General features: G+C 34.6%; 19 protein-coding genes, 3 tRNA genes and 1 pseudogene. 15 read left to right on the top strand and 8 right to left on the bottom strand.

Going from position 1 to position 15,843, the window contains the following annotated elements; genetic code table 11:
• Positions 1-4 precede the first annotated feature (4 nt).
• The 4 genes from OM962_RS07455 to OM962_RS07440 all read right to left on the bottom strand — a co-directional run bounded on the left by OM962_RS07455 (position 5) and on the right by OM962_RS07440 (position 2,399).
• Positions 5-832: a 3'-5' exonuclease gene (locus OM962_RS07455; protein ID WP_264331318.1), complete on the bottom strand. Its 828-nt coding sequence runs from the start codon at positions 830-832 to the stop codon at positions 5-7.
• Complete coding sequence (gene era / locus OM962_RS07450) at positions 825-1,709, bottom strand: GTPase Era (RefSeq protein WP_017532191.1); 885 nt, start codon at positions 1,707-1,709, stop codon at positions 825-827. Before era ends, OM962_RS07455 begins: the two co-directional genes overlap by 8 nt.
• 41 nt (positions 1,710-1,750) lie before the next feature.
• Positions 1,751-2,221, bottom strand: a complete 471-nt coding sequence (locus tag OM962_RS07445; protein WP_264331317.1) for a hypothetical protein — start codon at positions 2,219-2,221, stop codon at positions 1,751-1,753.
• A 105-nt stretch (positions 2,222-2,326) separates the two neighbouring features.
• Positions 2,327-2,399: transfer RNA gene (locus tag OM962_RS07440), tRNA-Gly, on the bottom strand.
• A 151-nt stretch (positions 2,400-2,550) separates the two neighbouring features.
• On the opposite strand from OM962_RS07440, the gene OM962_RS07435 reads away from it, so the two are divergent.
• The 5 genes from OM962_RS07435 (at position 2,551) to OM962_RS07415 (ending at position 5,762) form a co-directional block, all read left to right on the top strand.
• Entirely contained in the window at positions 2,551-3,171 is a 621-nt protein-coding gene (locus tag OM962_RS07435; RefSeq protein WP_264331316.1) for a ribonuclease D, read from the top strand.
• A gap of 79 nt (positions 3,172-3,250) precedes the next feature.
• Positions 3,251-3,577, top strand: coding sequence for a thioredoxin (trxA, locus tag OM962_RS07430; RefSeq protein ID WP_007302120.1), 327 nt, complete (start codon positions 3,251-3,253; stop codon positions 3,575-3,577).
• 39 nt (positions 3,578-3,616) lie between these two features.
• A tRNA-Ile gene (locus OM962_RS07425) sits at positions 3,617-3,693 on the top strand.
• Positions 3,694-4,903: 1,210 nt separating this feature from the next.
• A complete protein-coding gene (locus OM962_RS07420; RefSeq protein WP_213864026.1) occupies positions 4,904-5,251 on the top strand; it encodes an IS630 transposase-related protein in 348 nt (115 codons plus the stop codon).
• A gap of 10 nt (positions 5,252-5,261) precedes the next feature.
• Positions 5,262-5,762 carry an IS630 family transposase gene (locus OM962_RS07415; RefSeq protein ID WP_319606738.1) on the top strand — a complete coding sequence of 167 codons (501 nt, stop codon included), beginning with the start codon at positions 5,262-5,264 and terminating at the stop codon, positions 5,760-5,762.
• Between the two features lie 6 nt (positions 5,763-5,768).
• On the opposite strand, the gene OM962_RS07410 is transcribed toward OM962_RS07415, so the two are convergent.
• A complete protein-coding gene (locus OM962_RS07410; protein ID WP_264331315.1) occupies positions 5,769-6,608 on the bottom strand; it encodes an alpha/beta hydrolase family protein in 840 nt (279 codons plus the stop codon).
• 181 nt (positions 6,609-6,789) lie between these two features.
• Between OM962_RS07410 and OM962_RS07405 the strand changes: the two genes are divergently transcribed.
• Genes OM962_RS07405 through OM962_RS07390 form a run of 4 tightly spaced genes read left to right on the top strand, consistent with a single transcriptional unit; the run spans position 6,790 to position 9,584 of the window.
• On the top strand, positions 6,790-7,449 hold the full coding sequence (locus OM962_RS07405; RefSeq protein WP_264331314.1) for a CADD family putative folate metabolism protein: 660 nt from the start codon (positions 6,790-6,792) through the stop codon (positions 7,447-7,449).
• Positions 7,450-7,471: 22 nt separating this feature from the next.
• Positions 7,472-7,858: a dihydroneopterin aldolase gene (locus tag OM962_RS07400; RefSeq protein WP_264331313.1), complete on the top strand. Its 387-nt coding sequence runs from the start codon at positions 7,472-7,474 to the stop codon at positions 7,856-7,858.
• Complete coding sequence (gene folP, locus OM962_RS07395; protein WP_264331312.1) at positions 7,855-9,108, top strand: dihydropteroate synthase; 1,254 nt, start codon at positions 7,855-7,857, stop codon at positions 9,106-9,108. Before OM962_RS07400 ends, folP begins: the two co-directional genes overlap by 4 nt.
• Complete coding sequence (locus OM962_RS07390) at positions 9,105-9,584, top strand: dihydrofolate reductase (protein ID WP_264331311.1); 480 nt, start codon at positions 9,105-9,107, stop codon at positions 9,582-9,584. The genes folP and OM962_RS07390 overlap by 4 nt, the downstream gene beginning before the upstream one ends.
• Before the next feature lie 278 nt (positions 9,585-9,862).
• On the opposite strand, the gene OM962_RS07385 is transcribed toward OM962_RS07390, so the two are convergent.
• Complete coding sequence (locus OM962_RS07385; protein WP_264331310.1) at positions 9,863-10,753, bottom strand: alpha/beta hydrolase; 891 nt, start codon at positions 10,751-10,753, stop codon at positions 9,863-9,865.
• Positions 10,754-11,363: 610 nt separating this feature from the next.
• Between OM962_RS07385 and cutA the strand changes: the two genes are divergently transcribed.
• From cutA to OM962_RS07370, 3 genes are all read left to right on the top strand, one after another.
• Positions 11,364-11,699, top strand: coding sequence for a divalent-cation tolerance protein CutA (cutA, locus tag OM962_RS07380; protein WP_006015205.1), 336 nt, complete (start codon positions 11,364-11,366; stop codon positions 11,697-11,699).
• Positions 11,690-11,761, top strand: a tRNA-Gln gene (locus tag OM962_RS07375). The genes cutA and OM962_RS07375 overlap by 10 nt, the downstream gene beginning before the upstream one ends.
• Before the next feature lie 21 nt (positions 11,762-11,782).
• The gene (locus tag OM962_RS07370) at positions 11,783-12,328 is read left to right on the top strand and encodes a hypothetical protein (protein WP_015587954.1); all 546 of its coding nucleotides are present in this window, start codon (positions 11,783-11,785) and stop codon (positions 12,326-12,328) included.
• Here the strand turns inward: OM962_RS07370 and OM962_RS07365 are convergent.
• Positions 12,325-12,615, bottom strand: a complete 291-nt coding sequence (locus OM962_RS07365) for a hypothetical protein (RefSeq protein ID WP_007301973.1) — start codon at positions 12,613-12,615, stop codon at positions 12,325-12,327. The two genes, OM962_RS07370 and OM962_RS07365, sit on opposite strands and share 4 nt — an antisense overlap.
• Before the next feature lie 468 nt (positions 12,616-13,083).
• On the opposite strand from OM962_RS07365, the gene tnpC reads away from it, so the two are divergent.
• Entirely contained in the window at positions 13,084-14,436 is a 1,353-nt protein-coding gene (gene tnpC / locus OM962_RS07360) for an IS66 family transposase (protein WP_264330459.1), read from the top strand.
• Positions 14,437-14,477: 41 nt separating this feature from the next.
• Here tnpC and dapD read toward each other — a convergent pair whose 3' ends face one another.
• On the bottom strand, positions 14,478-15,320 hold the full coding sequence (gene dapD / locus OM962_RS07355) for a 2,3,4,5-tetrahydropyridine-2,6-dicarboxylate N-succinyltransferase (RefSeq protein ID WP_264331309.1): 843 nt from the start codon (positions 15,318-15,320) through the stop codon (positions 14,478-14,480).
• Positions 15,321-15,358: 38 nt separating this feature from the next.
• Here dapD and OM962_RS07350 point away from each other — a divergent pair.
• Both OM962_RS07350 and OM962_RS07345 read left to right on the top strand, forming a co-directional pair.
• Positions 15,359-15,454 (top strand): annotated as a pseudogene (locus OM962_RS07350) (zinc-ribbon domain-containing protein); the annotation flags it as partial.
• 27 nt (positions 15,455-15,481) lie between these two features.
• Positions 15,482-15,769: a hypothetical protein gene (locus OM962_RS07345; RefSeq protein ID WP_261368589.1), complete on the top strand. Its 288-nt coding sequence runs from the start codon at positions 15,482-15,484 to the stop codon at positions 15,767-15,769.
• Positions 15,770-15,843 lie beyond the last annotated feature (74 nt).

Below are 15,843 nucleotides of genomic sequence, written 5' to 3'. Positions count from 1 at the left end.
CTATTCATTTAAATTCAATATAAAAATTTCCACCGCAAGTTATCTCCCACTCTTCTTTAAACTTTTTTAGATGTTCTTTTTTTTCGCATTCCAAAAGCAGTTCTTCTATGCTCTTATTATAGCTTTCTGTAGTAATTCTTCCTTGATGATGCATGAACTTCAAGTAAATCAAATAGGTGTTAATCACATCTGTTTCGCAATAATCGCGAATCTCTTGTATTTTTCCACTATCGTATAAATCCATAACTTGTGATCCATCAACTCCAATCTTACCGGGAAGATTAAATGCTGCGCAAACTTCGTTCATCTTCATTCTTGCAGAAGCTCCAAAATCAGAGAGAGATTCAAGCAAATCACAATGCCAATCACTACTGTACCTCTGATTGTAACTATTCCACTTATCGCCAGCTTTGTGAAAATATTCTGCTTGAATGCCATGAACCATAGCACGGTACTTCAGTACCGGTATATCAAAAGTGCGTCCATTGAACGAAACTAGTCTTGGCTTTTTCTCTGATATGTAGTTAAAAAATCCCTTTACTAGCTCTTTTTCATTGGAGTTTAATGTGCCTCCAGATCTTATTTCTTGTAGTGTGAACATTTCATAACCGCTCTGGCGTGTTATATTACAAAGTAAAAAACTAATAACTACAACAAGGTGGAGGGGCTGACGCAGAAAAGAGTTTTGCCCGTTTGTTATTTCAAGATGATATTTTGTTAATGCATCCCTCTTTTCTTCTACACTGCTATCATCACTAATATTGAGTAAATTCTTACAGGAATTTACATCTGGTATAGTTTCAATATCAAATACCAACAAAGAATTAAGCATTACTTATATATTCCTCAGGGCGATCAGTCCAAGGTCGCACTTTTACGAACAAAAAGAGATGAACTTTACACTCAAATAACTTTTCCAATTCTGTACGCGCCTCGATATTAATTTTTTTTATGCTACTGCCGTCTTTTCCTAGCACTATTTTCTTATGATTATCTTTCAATACAAATATGATCTGTTTTATGACTAAACTCTTATCTTTTTTTTCCTCAAATTGTTCAGTTATAACAGCTGTAGAGTATGGCAATTCTTCACGTAGGTTCAAGAATAACTTCTCTCTTGTAATTTCTGCTGATAAAAAATCAGCTGAGGAATCGGTTACTTGATCTTTTTCATAGAACCAAGGGCTTATCGGTGCAATTTCAGATAAGTAATTCATCAAATTAGAAAGTCCATCATTCTTCAGTGCCGATATCGTAAAAATTTTTTCAAACTTATAAAGCAAATTTAGGTGCTCATGTGCCATCTTGAGCTCTGATTTCTTTACTAAATCAGTTTTATTGATAACCAAAATGCATCTGCCTTTTGTGCGCTCCAGTCGTGCAAATATCGTTTTTATTCTTTCTATATTTTTTAGGTAATTGTTTACATCAACAAGCAACAAAGTAATGTCACTATCCTTAACTGCTCCCCATGCAGATTTGACTAAAGCTTTTTCAAGATTTGTTTCTGCTGAAAACACTCCTGGAGAGTCAGTAAAAACAATTTGCGCATTGTTGCATATAGCAACACCCCTTACCTGCGTCCTTGTTGTCTGCACTTTAGGGGTGACAATTGCAATTTTCTTGCCTACGATGCTGTTAATTAGCGTTGACTTTCCAGCATTTGGCAAACCAGCTATCGTTACAAATAAGCATTTTTCTTCTTTCACAAAGGAAATTATAAAGAAAACTAAATGCTAACGTCAATTGATTATTTTGCAGGTAGATTGCACTCTTCCTCTTTTGAAGAAAAACGCTCAACTATAGGTGATATAATATAATCATTCACTTTCTGAGCTGCAAAGACTGTAGCTATCATTGCACACAATGCTGCAATTGGTGATATTACTCCTATTGTTGCACCTGCTAAAGCTGCCGATCCCATTCCAAGTATTGCACCAGGAAAAATAGCCATTGCAGCTGCAGCAAGACCAACTCCAATTGCAGCGCTTGCAACAAAGAGACAAGCATGAGTGCAAGCATGAGCATAAGAGAATTCGGATTGTGAGAGTTTATCATCTGTACAAATGGCAAAGTGTAAGAGTGCAGGAATTGCAGCAATAATTCCACCCATCACCAATGGTGACAAAGTTGTAAAACTGAGTCCTAAACCTGTAAGTGCTCCTATTGATGCTACTATGCCTAAAACTGTTAAACAGAATATAACATCATCTTTTTCCATATAATCTCCTTAAATATAAATTTCTAAAAAACTTTTCTAGTATAGCTAAATTTCTTAGATAGATTAATTAATTTTTTTATGATTAAATGTGATTAAAACTCAAAGAGCGGGAGAAGGGGTTCGAACCCTCGACCTCAACCTTGGCAAGGTTGCGCTCTACCAACTGAGCCACTCCCGCAATGAAAATTTACTTATTCTTATTATAGATGCATATCATAATTTGTAAACCCTACATACATGAAAATCATGAGAGCCAATTTTCTATGATCTTTTCGTATACTTAAAACTCATTTTTGATTATTGTATGTGTCATAAAACATATTAAATTTATGAGAATATTTATATATAAAGACGACCTGCCAGCCAGTGCAATACCGAATGATATAAAATCTATAGCTGTTGATACAGAGGCAATGGGGCTACTTCATGGTAGAGACAGATTATGCCTTGTGCAGCTCTCTTTTGATGATGGCAACGCTCATTTGATTCAATTTAAAAACGATTATACAGCTCCAAATTTGAGAAAAATATTAGAGGATAAAAATATAACCAAAATATTTCACTTTGCGCGGTTTGATGTAAGTATAATACATTATTATTTAAAAACCTGGGCACTGCCTTGCTATTGCACGAAAATAGCCTCACGTTTAGTTCGCACTTATACAGATAGTCATAGCTTAAAAGAGTTGTGCTTAGAACTACTTGATATAAAATTAAATAAGCAACAACAATCTTCTGATTGGGGAAATGAAAATTTAACAGACAAGCAAAAAAGTTATGCTGCATCTGATGTTTTATATCTCCATAGAATAAAGGAAAAGCTAGACTCAATGCTAGAACGTGAAAATAGAAAAGAATTAGCCGAAAAGTGCTTTGAATTTCTTCCTACTCGTATTGAGCTAGATTCAATGGGTTGGGGGAGTGTAGATATCTTTAATCATCATATGTAATCACTTCACTTGAATCCAGAAAAATTTAGTTGATCAGCTGTTAATTAATACGCTATATTTATAAAAATTTAGGTATTTTATGAGTGATGATATTAAAGCGGTAAATGATCAAAATTTCGAATCTGAAGTTGCTAACCACAAAGGATTTGTGCTGGTAGATTTTTGGGCAGAATGGTGCGGGCCATGCAAAAGTCTGATGCCACGTATCGAGCAATTGGCTGAGGATAGAAAAGGCAAGATCAAGATCTGCAAGTTCGACATAGATGGAGAAACTGAGGTGCCAAGTAAGTATGGAGTTCAATCTATACCTACTTTAATCATATTTCAAGATGGTAAGGAAATTGCACGCAAAATTGGCGCAATAAATGATTTACACAGTTGGGTTGATAGTGAAATAAGCGAGTAGACAAATTTCCTTTTGCGTGTATTATAGGTGTTGATAAAAGGGATTGTAGCTCAGTCGGTTAGAGCAGTTCGCTCATAACGAATTGGTCGTAGGTTCGAGTCCTACCAATCCCACCACTATTGATACAATTGCAAGGCCTACTCTCTTAGATAAGCTTTTTGCCTTATTAAAGTACTTGGTTGTTAGTGTTTGAAAACTCCATGATATTAGATTCCTTGCATAACTGGAATTCAAAAGTTCCAGCGCGGTTTTCTTATCGGATCTCAGCTGGGATGACGCCTGGTTATGAAAGAAATCTATTGTCAAAAAAAATTACTTCCGCGTATTTTGAATCTGATTATAATGACAATTAGAGATATTTTAAGAGCTCAAAAATTTATCTTTGTCTGCAGACTTTCAATTAACTTTTCAATAAAAAACGTAGCGTATCTTTTTCAGCGTATACACACGTCTGTCATATGTGCGCTGCATTTTTTTCTAATTTATACAGGAGGATTTTATGTCCAGAATTCCAGATATTTGACCTTTACCTTAGCTAATAAAAACCAACTGGCGCCTTTGGTTTTTATAAAGAAAATCTAGGAAATAACCAAAAACTGTTTCCAGGCATAAATTTGCCATGTATACCTAAAAAGTAATGATATTAACATAATGTTCACATTTGTATGCTAATATTAATATTATTTAAATTGAAGAATATTATGGAACAACAAGCATCAAACAAAGAGAAAGGGATTGAATTTAGATATAATCAATGTAAGCAGAAATGCCATTCCTACAAAACAAAACGGACAGACCAAGAATGCCTAGATAAATGCTATGAGAAGTACGTTTCTAAACTTTATCCATAAATTAGTGAGAAATTATTAGCTAGTGAAAACAATCTCTATGATGAAAGCACAAAATTATCACTTATGGCAGATACTCTAGATGCAATGTTTTTTTAATCACAAAAGAAACACTTATTTCAATATTTGCAGAGATGTTAGCTTTTTAGATATATTCTGACTTATTGAATAATTCTTTAAATTGGTAAAATACTGTTTCTTTTCCTCTATTTCTTTTCCTCTATTTCTTTTTCACTATTCTTTCCACATATCGCTTCTGTTTTTATCTCTGGTTGTTTCTCTTGATTGAGAGAGCCCTTCTTTTCAAAATAATTATCTGTGAATTCTAAAAAGAGTGAAATCAGCTCAGGAAGATTGTATTTGTGTTCACTTGATGAGCACAATTCTGTAATCGAAGAAAAGTGAATATCATCTGCCTTAATAGGTATAGTATTTCCTAAAGTAAATGATAAAGGTATAATAAAGTATTTGAGTTATAATGGCATATAGTGTGGATTTAAGGGAAAAGGCAGTATTGATGATAGAAAAAGGTAAGACAAAGGTTGAGGTAGCAGAGCTTATGGAGATAGGAATAGCAACTCTGTACCGTTGGTTAAAAAAGAAAGCTGCTGGTGAAAGCCTCAAGCCATCTAAAAACGGTAGCTTTATTCGAAAAATAGACCCCAAAATACTCGAAGAATATGTTACAAAGAATCCAGATCATACTCTGGCAGAGATGAAACAAAATCTTGGATTTGGAATAAACTCAATTTGGTATAGACTAAAACAGCTAAAAATTACTTTAAAAAAAAGTCACACTATATCAAGAGCGCAATCAAGAAGATAGGGAGCAATTTATTGATAAAATCTCAAAAATAGACCATTCCAGCATCTTATATATAGATGAAGCAGGAGTTGATAATAAGTTATACCGAGAATATGGACGCGCTCCAAGAGGAAAGAAAATTTATGCAGATATTCCAGGGAGAACTCGAGAGAGAATCAGTATAGTAGCCGGGTGGATTGGAAAGAGATTTATTGCACCAATGACTTTCAAAGGTGGGTGTGACAAAGAGGTATTCAATACATGGTTGGAGAAGATGTTATTACCTAAATTGCCACTTGGCACAACTATAGTTATGGATAATGCTACATTTCATAAGACCACTAAAACAAAATCATTAATAGAGTCTTTTGGCTGTCATTTGCTGTATCTTCCAACATATTCACCAGATTTGAATCCTATAGAATACTGTTGGCATACCATCAAAAGCCGCCTCAGACCTCTCATGTATAAATATACAGACTTACAGCTTTTGGTTGGTAATACCATAATGGAACTTTATCATCCATTTTAGAAAATACTATAGTAACGATAGAAACTTATTCCAGCATTTTTTCATTATTCCAACTTCAGGTTCAAGGTTTTTTATTTTAGCTAAGTTGGCATGCTCCATAAAAAACTCTTTATATTGCTCAAAACCTTCAAAAGTTTCTTTTTTTTGGTAGTTTTTTTTCCTATGACTTTTTTCTATGTCAGCAATTTTAGTACCTATATTTGCCTGCTTACTAATAAAGCCATCGTTCTCTAAGTTAAAACAAATTGTGTATGGAGTAATGTCGTTTACTATTGTGTGTGGCTTAAAGTGCCAACCAAAGCATTTGAGTATGAATTTTATTATAGGAGGAAATAGCCATTTAGGTTTTGATATGTGTAGTAATTTCACTACAAGTTTTTTGAATGAGCTAAAGGATTTATTGATAACGCATCTTAAATGAACATTGTCATCTTTTTTAAACTTTTTATAAACCTCTGCAGCTATTGGTCCTCCAGCGCAGCTTCCATATAATACTATATTATCTGGGTAAATGCCTTGCTTTAGAAGATCTGAAATGACTGCAATTCCTGCATTTACTCGATTTTGACCGTTTAAAGAATGACCTTTGCTTTTTCCAGAACCAGGAAAATTAATAAGGTGAACATCCATACCTGCTTCAGCTGCCCAATTCCATTCACTTTTGTCTTCATCTGGCTCTTTTTCAAAAGTATATGTAAGCCCTGGAAAGTAAACTATATGCTTTTTCTTTCTGCTATCTGCACTGCTCTTCGAGTTTGACATCACTATCTTTTGAATTCGCATTCCATTTTGAACTTCTACGAACTCTTCCCTAATTTTTATTGTATTTTCTTCTGTTACTTTCATTTTGCGTTTTTCACTATATTGATTTAATAATACATGAAATTTTAGAAAAAATCAATTTTTACTAAAAAATTAACCAATAACGCATCTATCTTTGTATTTATTGGAATTAAGGTAGTAATGAGAAATGTCTCTTGACATTTGATAAACCTAAACGTAGCCTAAAACAATTTAGTGTTTATTTATGACATTTGTTCAATCACTTAATAATCAATTAGATAGTTTACACTTATTAAAACACCCGTTTTACGAGTCATGGAATGAAGGTAGCTTAAGCCTGCAGGCTCTGCAAACCTATGCTAAGGAATATTATCACCATGTTGCTGCTTTTCCTCGTTATATCAGCGGTATACATTCCTTGTGTCCGAATTTGAAAATGCGGCAAGTTTTACTTGGTAATTTAATAGAGGAAGAACAAGGCGACGAGAATCACCTAGAATTATGGCAGCGTTTTGCTGAAGGACTGGGAGTAGCACGTTCAGAACTTTGTGAAAATGCACAAATTAAGGAGACACGAGAATTAGTTGATGGTTATTTTGACATTGTAAAATCAGATTTTGCAGCAGGTCTTGGAGCTCTGTACGCTTATGAACGTCAAACTCCAGAGGTTTCTAAGTCTAAAATTGAAGGTCTGAAAAAACACTATTCAATAAATGATGAGCGTTCTCTCAAATTTTTTACCGTTCATATGGAAGCTGATGAGTGGCATTCTGAGGAATGTGCAAACCTTATTGCAGATTTAAGCGAAGAAGAGCAAGAGAAAGTCATACAAGGCGCTAAAAAAGGAGCAAAACTCTTATGGGGTTTTCTTGACGGCATGCTGAATGTTAACGTTTGCCATTAATTATAAGTAGATACTAAATTCAGTGGTAGCATGTAATCTTCTTATATCTGATCTGCGGCTTTGGGTTCATTTAGGATGTAGCGCAGAAGAGAAGTCTTCTCCCCAATTGGTGAGTATTGATGTTGATGTCACTTTTAAATCTCCTCCTTTAGGACTTACAACTGATCAACTTAAAGATACTATCTGCTATTTGGAGGTAGTGCAGAATATTCAATCTCTTGTTCAGGGCAAGCAATTTAATTTAATCGAACATTTAACTCATGAGATATACAGAGCCATTAATAACCTTTTGCTGCGAAAGAAGCATATTATTTCTTCTGTCAAGGTGACTACTCATAAAACTGCACCACCAGTTCCTGGTGTGCATGGGGGCGTTTTTTTTACTTACTGTAATGAATTGCAAGAATGATCTATATTTCTATTGGTTCAAATATAGGGAATCGCCTTTCCCATTTACAAAAGGCTACTGAGTTACTAAAGAAGCGCTATTTAAAAGACTTAAAGTCTTCAATCATTCTAGAAACTAAGGCTATTTTACCAAATGGTGCTCCACCTGATTGGAACAAGCCATTTCTCAACATGATTGTCTATGGAAGTTGTTCTTCTTCTCCTGAGGAGCTACTAAAAGGCTTAAAACAAATCGAATGTGATATTGGTCGTCCACAAGTCTACAAAAAATGGGCACCTCGTGTTATTGATTTAGATATTTTGTTATGGGATGATCTAACGCTTGATATACCTGACCTTAAAATTCCTCACCCAGAATTAGTAAATAGACCATTTTTGCTCCACTTGATGGCAATGGTTAACAAAACCTTTGCTTTCAATGTTCAAGACTGTTTTTCAAAGAGTTTTACGCTTTCACCAAAGCTTATGGGTATCGTCAATATTACCCCTGATTCATTTTCAGATGGTGGTCTTTATTATGATGCGAATCGAGCAACCAAGCAGGCATTGCAGCTGGTATCAGATGGTGCAAGCATAGTTGATCTTGGAGCTCAATCAACAAGGCCTGGAGCTTCAATAAAGATGCCAGAGGAAGAGTATGAACGTCTAAAACCAGTACTTGATAATCTTAGCGACTATATGAAAAATGGTGATATTGAAGTCAGCATTGATAGTTTTTGGCCAGACGTTATTTTAAACGTTTTGAAGCACTACAATATTGCCTGGGTAAATGATCAGAAGGGAGATCTGAGTAGTAATACCTTAAAAGAAGTTGCTAGCAGTGGGTGTAATGTCGTTATTATGCATTCACTTTCGATACCACCACATAAGGACAATATTATTCCACATGATATTGACCCAATTGATATCATAAATAATTGGGCAGAGGAGAGCATTAATAGGTTACTTGACCTTGGTTTTGATGAAAATTCAATAATTATTGATCCTGGTATTGGTTTTGGCAAATCTATGTATCAGAATATTCAGATTTTACACAGTATAGAAACTTTACAAAATTTTGGCTGCAAGGTTTTAGTTGGTCATTCCAGAAAGTCATTTATTTCCTCTTTTTCCATAGAATCTCCCTCTAATAGAGATTTAGAAACAATTGCTACATCTGCTATACTGCAAAATAAGGTTGATTTCCTTAGAGTACATAATGTACGTGACCACATGAGATTTTTTGTAGCCCAAGCTGTCTTAAAGGGATGAAGATTATTGGAATTATGGCTGTTGACCCTAATGGGGTAATTGGAATAAATAATGATTTGCCCTGGCGTTATCCAAGTGAGTTTAAACATTTTTGTCAAGTAACCGACAAGCAAGTTATTGTGATGGGAAGAAAGACATTTGAAACTGTGCCTCAGAGTATACTAAAGAATCGTACACCTATTGTTTTCTCCCGTAACAAGTGTTTTAATAGAGGCCCGAAATGTACTGTTGTCTCTTCCATGCAAGAATTTCTGTCAATTCAAAGTAGTTCTCAAGTCTTTGTGATTGGTGGGGCACAAATAGTACACCTTTTTTTAGAGCATAACCTAATCTCAGAATTTATTATGACTGAAATGCATAAAACTTATAAAGGTGATACGTATTTCAATTTAGCACTCCTTGATCAGTGGAATAAAACTATTCTCACTAAAACTAAAGACTATACTATATGCAATTGTGTCCATTCAGCAGAGTAGTAAAATAAGGTAAGCGAGAAAAGACAACTATCAGTGCATGACACTGGCTCCTTTATGATGGTCAGTGCCCAGAAACTGGCATCCAGTTAAATTTATGGATCTCAGTGTTAGCTACTTAAATAACAGGGGAGAGCTACTAAATGACATCTTCAATTTCTGTACAGCTACATCGCAAGAAAGGAAGCACTGGCTTTCACATTAGCAAATTCCCTGAATAGATGCATACAATTTAATGCATAATGAAGTGTGACCTTAGCCAAAAAAAAGCAGCAAAAAAGTTAACGCGTTCTAGACGTAACTTTACTAAGTACCATTTCTCTTAATTCTTCAGTCAGTGTGCCACTATCCAAAACACTGTTATGAGGATCATCTCCATATATACACAGATCATCACGAATCTTGATCGGATTACCATTTAATAATCGATCATCTCTCATTGTATTTGCCAACTGTGCAGGAAGTGGTATTAATTTGTCTCTTGCGTGATTAATAATTACTATTAGCGTTTTTTCATTTTGTGACTTTTGTAAATTATCTACTATATCAAAGTCTAAATCGAAGGCTTTTAGTATTCTTTTTAGTAGGAATGAGGGCAGTATACTCAAAATTTTCGTCTGAGGCATTGGAAAATGCTCTATTGCTGTATGAAAAGAACTAAAAGTGCTAGTGAAGACAATTCCTCCAAGTTTAACATCTCTATTCGCAAAATGCCTTGATACTTCTGATGCAACTGCTCCTCCAAAAGAATGACCGAAAAGTATAATATTTTCGGGTTTTACACCTTGATTTATTAGTTGATTAATTTTCTCTATTGAAGACTTGAATAAGTTTTGATTCTTATTTAGAAACGGAATCATGAGTAGCAATATAGATAAAAAAACACAAGCTGAAGCTGATAAGACTGCCAATCCAGCTGTTCTAGCTGTTATTGGATTAGTGAGCAGTATGACAGTAGGTGGCAATATTGATGCTAGTAAGCATACGAAGCTGGTTAAGGCATAAGTTATATAATTTTGAAATGCAGCCGGATATTTGTGTGCATGAGTGTGAAAATTAGGTATATCATGGTGGTGCATGAGCTCAGATTGCATATCTTTACAGAATGTAGTTGCATTTTTATAATTATCCCCTAGTCCATGAAAGAATATAAGATGTATTTCGTTAGGCATTATTCTCACTATAAAATACTTTCAATTATATACTATTCTTATAATTTTGCTAAGCTTTTTATATATTAACTAGTGAACCGGCAATCTTAAAATGCTTGCAAGATCTACTTACATCAAGTTGCATTAGTTTTTTTTGTATCCGTTCATCAGAGTAGTAAAATAAGAAAAAGAGAAAAGAAGACTAAATGAATTTCATCCGAGTAGCTGACACTGACATCTATATAAAGACAATCTAATGCACTCATTTAAAGTGAAGTTTTCTGGATCCCAGTGTCTAGGCACTGGGATGACAAGAAAAGAGTTGACTTGAATGACACCGAATAGGCACTGGGACAGAGGCTACTTGAATAATATTTCACCATGTCATTCCAGCACTTGATGCTGGAATCCAGAAGTTTTTTGAGCACAAAAGTCATGCTAAGTTTTTGTTGTTAAGAAAGGCTGGATAGCTACTTGAATGACAAGAGGAGAACTACTGGGATGACAAGGGGAGAGCTACTAAATGACATCTTCAATTTCTATGTGTCAAGCACTGAAGAGGTCTCTCCTATTTTCTCTTGATGAATAAATCTAAGTAGAGTATAGTAAAAATGCATTTATGTAGCGATTAATGAGCAACTTAGTTTTAGTCTATATAACTTTTTCAAACTTGAAAGAGGCTCAGGCTATTTCTGAAGAATTGTTAAACGAGAAGTTAATTGTGTGTGTAAATATATTTCCTGAAGTAAACTCTCTGTATTTATGGGAAGGTAAAACTAATAGTAATTGTGAAGTAGTGGCAATTATGAAAAGTAGGAATGATCAGGCTGATAAGATTGTAGAAAAAATCGAGTCAATGCATTCTTATGATCAACCAGCCGTTGTGATAATACCCATAGGAAAAGCGAATAAATCTTTTACTAATTGGGTTAATAATGTTATTGATATAAACAATATTGGGGTGTAGCCAAGTGGTAAGGCAGCGGTTTTTGATACCGCCACGCGAAGGTTCGAATCCTTCCACCCCAGCTTTATTGAAGTGTGCGTGAAATGATATCACTTTTTTATAAATTAAGGTTATTTAATTACATACTCGGCAGTTTGAAAGATATAGTTGTCAAGCTATTTCTTTTCACTTTGTATCTTTATACATCGAGCATTATGCTCATGTTTCTCACCAGTGGCTTTTGGTATGCTGTAGAGTTTAGCTCTTTCAAAAATGCATTTTACCATTTGTATCAATATTTAAAATGGTATTATGAAAATAGAGATGATTTGGGTTATGGAGTTTCTATTAGAATATTAGTAGCGTTTCTTACTCCGCATTTTCTCTACAAATTATTTTCTGGCACAGGCTGGAAGTCTTTTTTCAAGGAGAAGATAGTTCAGATACTCAGCACAAGAAGAAAAATGAGTAATAAACCAAATGGCAGTAGTTATGGTTATAGTAATAAGAACAGTTACGGTAACAATAATCTTCAAGAGGCAGAACGGAAAGTGAATATGATAAAGCAGCTATTAATCCAAGATATAGATGAAGCTATAGAAAAAAGATTAAATGATATTTTTCTTGGTGAGAGGGGTAAACCTCATTAAAAGGGCTTTATCTTTTTTAGAATTGGCTGTATTTTGTTTTTTACGTATAATGGATCGCAATCAGCCAGTATACATGTTTCAACAAAATCTTGACTGAAGTCTGATAGCCAGGAAATTGCTTTACGTTTCTCTACCAAGCTTTCTGTTTTTTTACAGTTACTTGCTGCATCAATCATTGCCTGTGATATCACTGATTGCCACAGTATGCAGTACCTTTGTATATCATCTAAAGTGCTATTTGCTTCGTGATGGTGAAAAAATTCTTTGAAATTGAAGTTATTTGACATTACGTACCTCTTTAAGTTGAAAATTAGAATTTGAAGTAGTGCGAAAGTTGTCTGCTGCAATGAGTAGCCTTTATGACAGTCAGACCGGGTTTTATGTGAGCTATAAATGTTTAAGAAATTATATCTGTTCAGATCTATGTGAAACCAGTGCTTCTTTTCTTGTTATCCGAGCTGGGATCCAGGTTGACAAAAGCGCTTTACAACGTTTTGTGTACAAAAGCCAGTGTTGCATGACACTATTTGTTCTTACACCCTTTTTGTCTATCTTATTTTGTCACTCTGCTGAACAGATAATTTTCGCCAATAAGCTTTCTACTGAATTTTTGTTATTAAGCTCGCACAGATCAAAGACAAGTTTTGAGGTATCCGTTCAGAGGTGTGGCAAGGATAAAAAACAATTGACATAATATATTAAAGTAGTAATAACACAAAATGTTGATAGTAAAGTAAGGCTAGATGCTTCAATTGTTGATCAGTATTGTAGAGTTATGTAAAAACTTAGAGCAGAAAGTAGCAAAGATTGAAGAAAAAAATAAAATCTTAGAAATAGAGAATGCTGAACTAAGAGAGAGACTCGGCTTAAACTCAAGGAATTCATCTTTACCAAGTTCAAAAGAGCTGTACAAAATAAAAAAAGACACACCAGAAGATAAGTCAGAGGGCGGCAGGAAGATAGGTGGTCAAGTTGGACATAAGGGGAATTGCCGAGCTAAAATGGAAGCAGATGAGGTGGTGAAGGTAGAGTTACCAAATAGATGCGAGTGTGGTGAAGAAATCGCAATATCGGAAAAACCATATGTCTATCAAAAAGTTGATTTACCAGAAATTAAGCCTTACGTAGTTGAGTATCAATTAGAACATGGTCGCTGTCGTAAATGCGGAAAAAGAAGGAGTAGCAAATTACCAGAAGGAGTTACACCGGATACCTTTGGTCCTAGAGTTAAGTCAGTAGTTGCATCACTAAGTGGGTTTTATAAGAATTCAAAGCGAGAAATAGCGAATATTATGAAAGACATCTTTAACATGAGTATAAGTGTTGGTAGTGTGTCCAATAGTGAAGCAAGGGTTTCGTCAAAATGTAAAGAAGCCTATGAACAAATAGAGGAAGAAATAAAAGCAAGCGAAATTTTGCATATTGATGAAACCAGTCACTACAACAAAGGCAAATTGGGATGGTGCTGGATGTTTGCCAACAATAAAGCAAGTCTTATGAAGTTAGCAGATACAAGAGGAATGAAATTTTTAAAGAATAGTGCATTTTGTGATTACAAAAACCTGGTAATTACTGACAGATATGCAGTTTACAACCACTTCAGTGATGAAAAACGACAAATTTGTTGGGCTCACTTATTGAGAAATTTCGAGAGGTTATCTCATAGTTGGAATAGTGAAGTAATGAGACTTGGCCATTGTTTAAAAGACGCAGCTAATGGATTGTTTGTATTAAAAAACGCTTTGTCAGAAAATGAAATTAGTATTTCAAAGTTCACTAAGCAAGCTAAAGAATTACGAAGATACATACAGTACTGCATGATAAAAATATCTTATATACTTGAAGCAAAAGGAGCTTCACGAACGGTAAAGGGTATTATAAAATCCGAGTCAATGATGTGGACATTTTTGGATGACCCAGAGAATATTCCATTAACGAATAACCATGTTGAGCGACAGATACGGCATTATGTTGTCTATCGTAAGAATTCATATTTTGCACAGTCAGAGCGAGGGAATAGATTTCTTGAGCGGATAATTTCGTTGTATCTGACTTGGAAACAAAAGGAATTAAACCCTTTTCAAAACCTGCTAGCTGTTGTTTCTTAAACCACACCTCTGAACGGATACAAAAAAATAATGGCAAATAGTTAGGTTCTCAATATTTCATTTATGGAGGTTTTTGATCTTGTCTTCTCGTCTACTTTTTTTACTATAATTGCGCAATAGGTTGAAATGTTATTTTTAGATGGAATGGATCCTGGCACTACTACAGAATAAGGTGGCACTTCACCGTAAGATAGTTTACTCGTTTCTCTATCAATAATTTTTGTTGATGCTCCAATAAACACCCCCATACTAAGGACTGATCCTTCCCTTATTATGACGCCTTCGGTTACCTCACTTCGTGCTCCAATGAAGCAGTTATTCTCTATAATGACCGGAGAAGCTTGAATAGGTTCAAGAACTCCGCCTATTCCCACTCCCCCGGAAATATGGCAATTTTTTCCTATCTGTGCACAACTACCAATTGTTGACCAGGTGTCTATCATTGTACCAGAATCAATATATGCACCAACGTTGATAAAGCTTGGCATTAGAACAACATTTTTACCTATGTAAGCAGATTGGCGGACAAAACACCCAGGAACTGCTCTAATTTTTGAATGGTAAAATTTTTCTTCATTCCATTCACTAAACTTACTACCGATTTTGTCAAACCAGCAATTGGTGTTGTCTATTATTTTGCTTTCCTCAGTGAGGAAATGTAATAATATTGACTGCTTTATCCACTTATGTACTATCCATTCTCCACTTGATAGCTTTTCTGCTACTCTAATTTTACCACTGTCAAGTAACTCAATTACCTCTTTGATTATTAATCTTGCTTCGTGTTTTAGATTATAGTCGTTAAGTTTTTCTTTATCTTTCCAAATATTTTCTATCTCATCTTGTAATTTTTTAGTTGCAAATTTTTCATTTATTATATACATATTGATATCAAATTTATATTATTTTATACGTAAGCACTATGAAAATACAATGTCATAATTGTACTAAAACTTACTTAGTATCTCGTGGGCAAATAGGTGAATCTGGAAGAAAAGTGAAATGTACAAACTGCAATCACATGTGGCATGAGTATCTAAAAGAAATGTCAAGTGAATTGTGCCCTGCTGTTATACAAGAAAAAAAAGCTAGCTGGAGGCAAAGTTTAACTCTAGCTTTTGCAACAGTTGCAGGGTTATGCGTTATAATTGTTGGTGGTATCTTTCCAGGAGAGGTAAGTAAGATATATAAAGCAGTTAGTTCATATAAAGATTCAATAAGCCATAAATTAGGATACAAAAAAGTGCAAACGGAAAATTCAAATGCGAGAGAACTTGTTGTAAATGAGTTTTATCAAGATTACCTTTTTCTATCTAATTTTAGATCTAGTTAAATAGGCATGAGTCATCAATGTTATGCAAGTAACTACACTTACTCCTTTATGGTAGTGTCAGCTACTTTCATAAC

Origin of the sequence: Wolbachia endosymbiont (group B) of Erebia ligea, from assembly GCF_947179575.1 — a bacterium.
Taxonomy (GTDB): domain Bacteria; phylum Pseudomonadota; class Alphaproteobacteria; order Rickettsiales; family Anaplasmataceae; genus Wolbachia; species Wolbachia pipientis_C.
The sequence above is the reverse complement of the archived record's forward strand: the minus strand, read 5'-3'. Positions and strand labels throughout refer to the sequence as shown.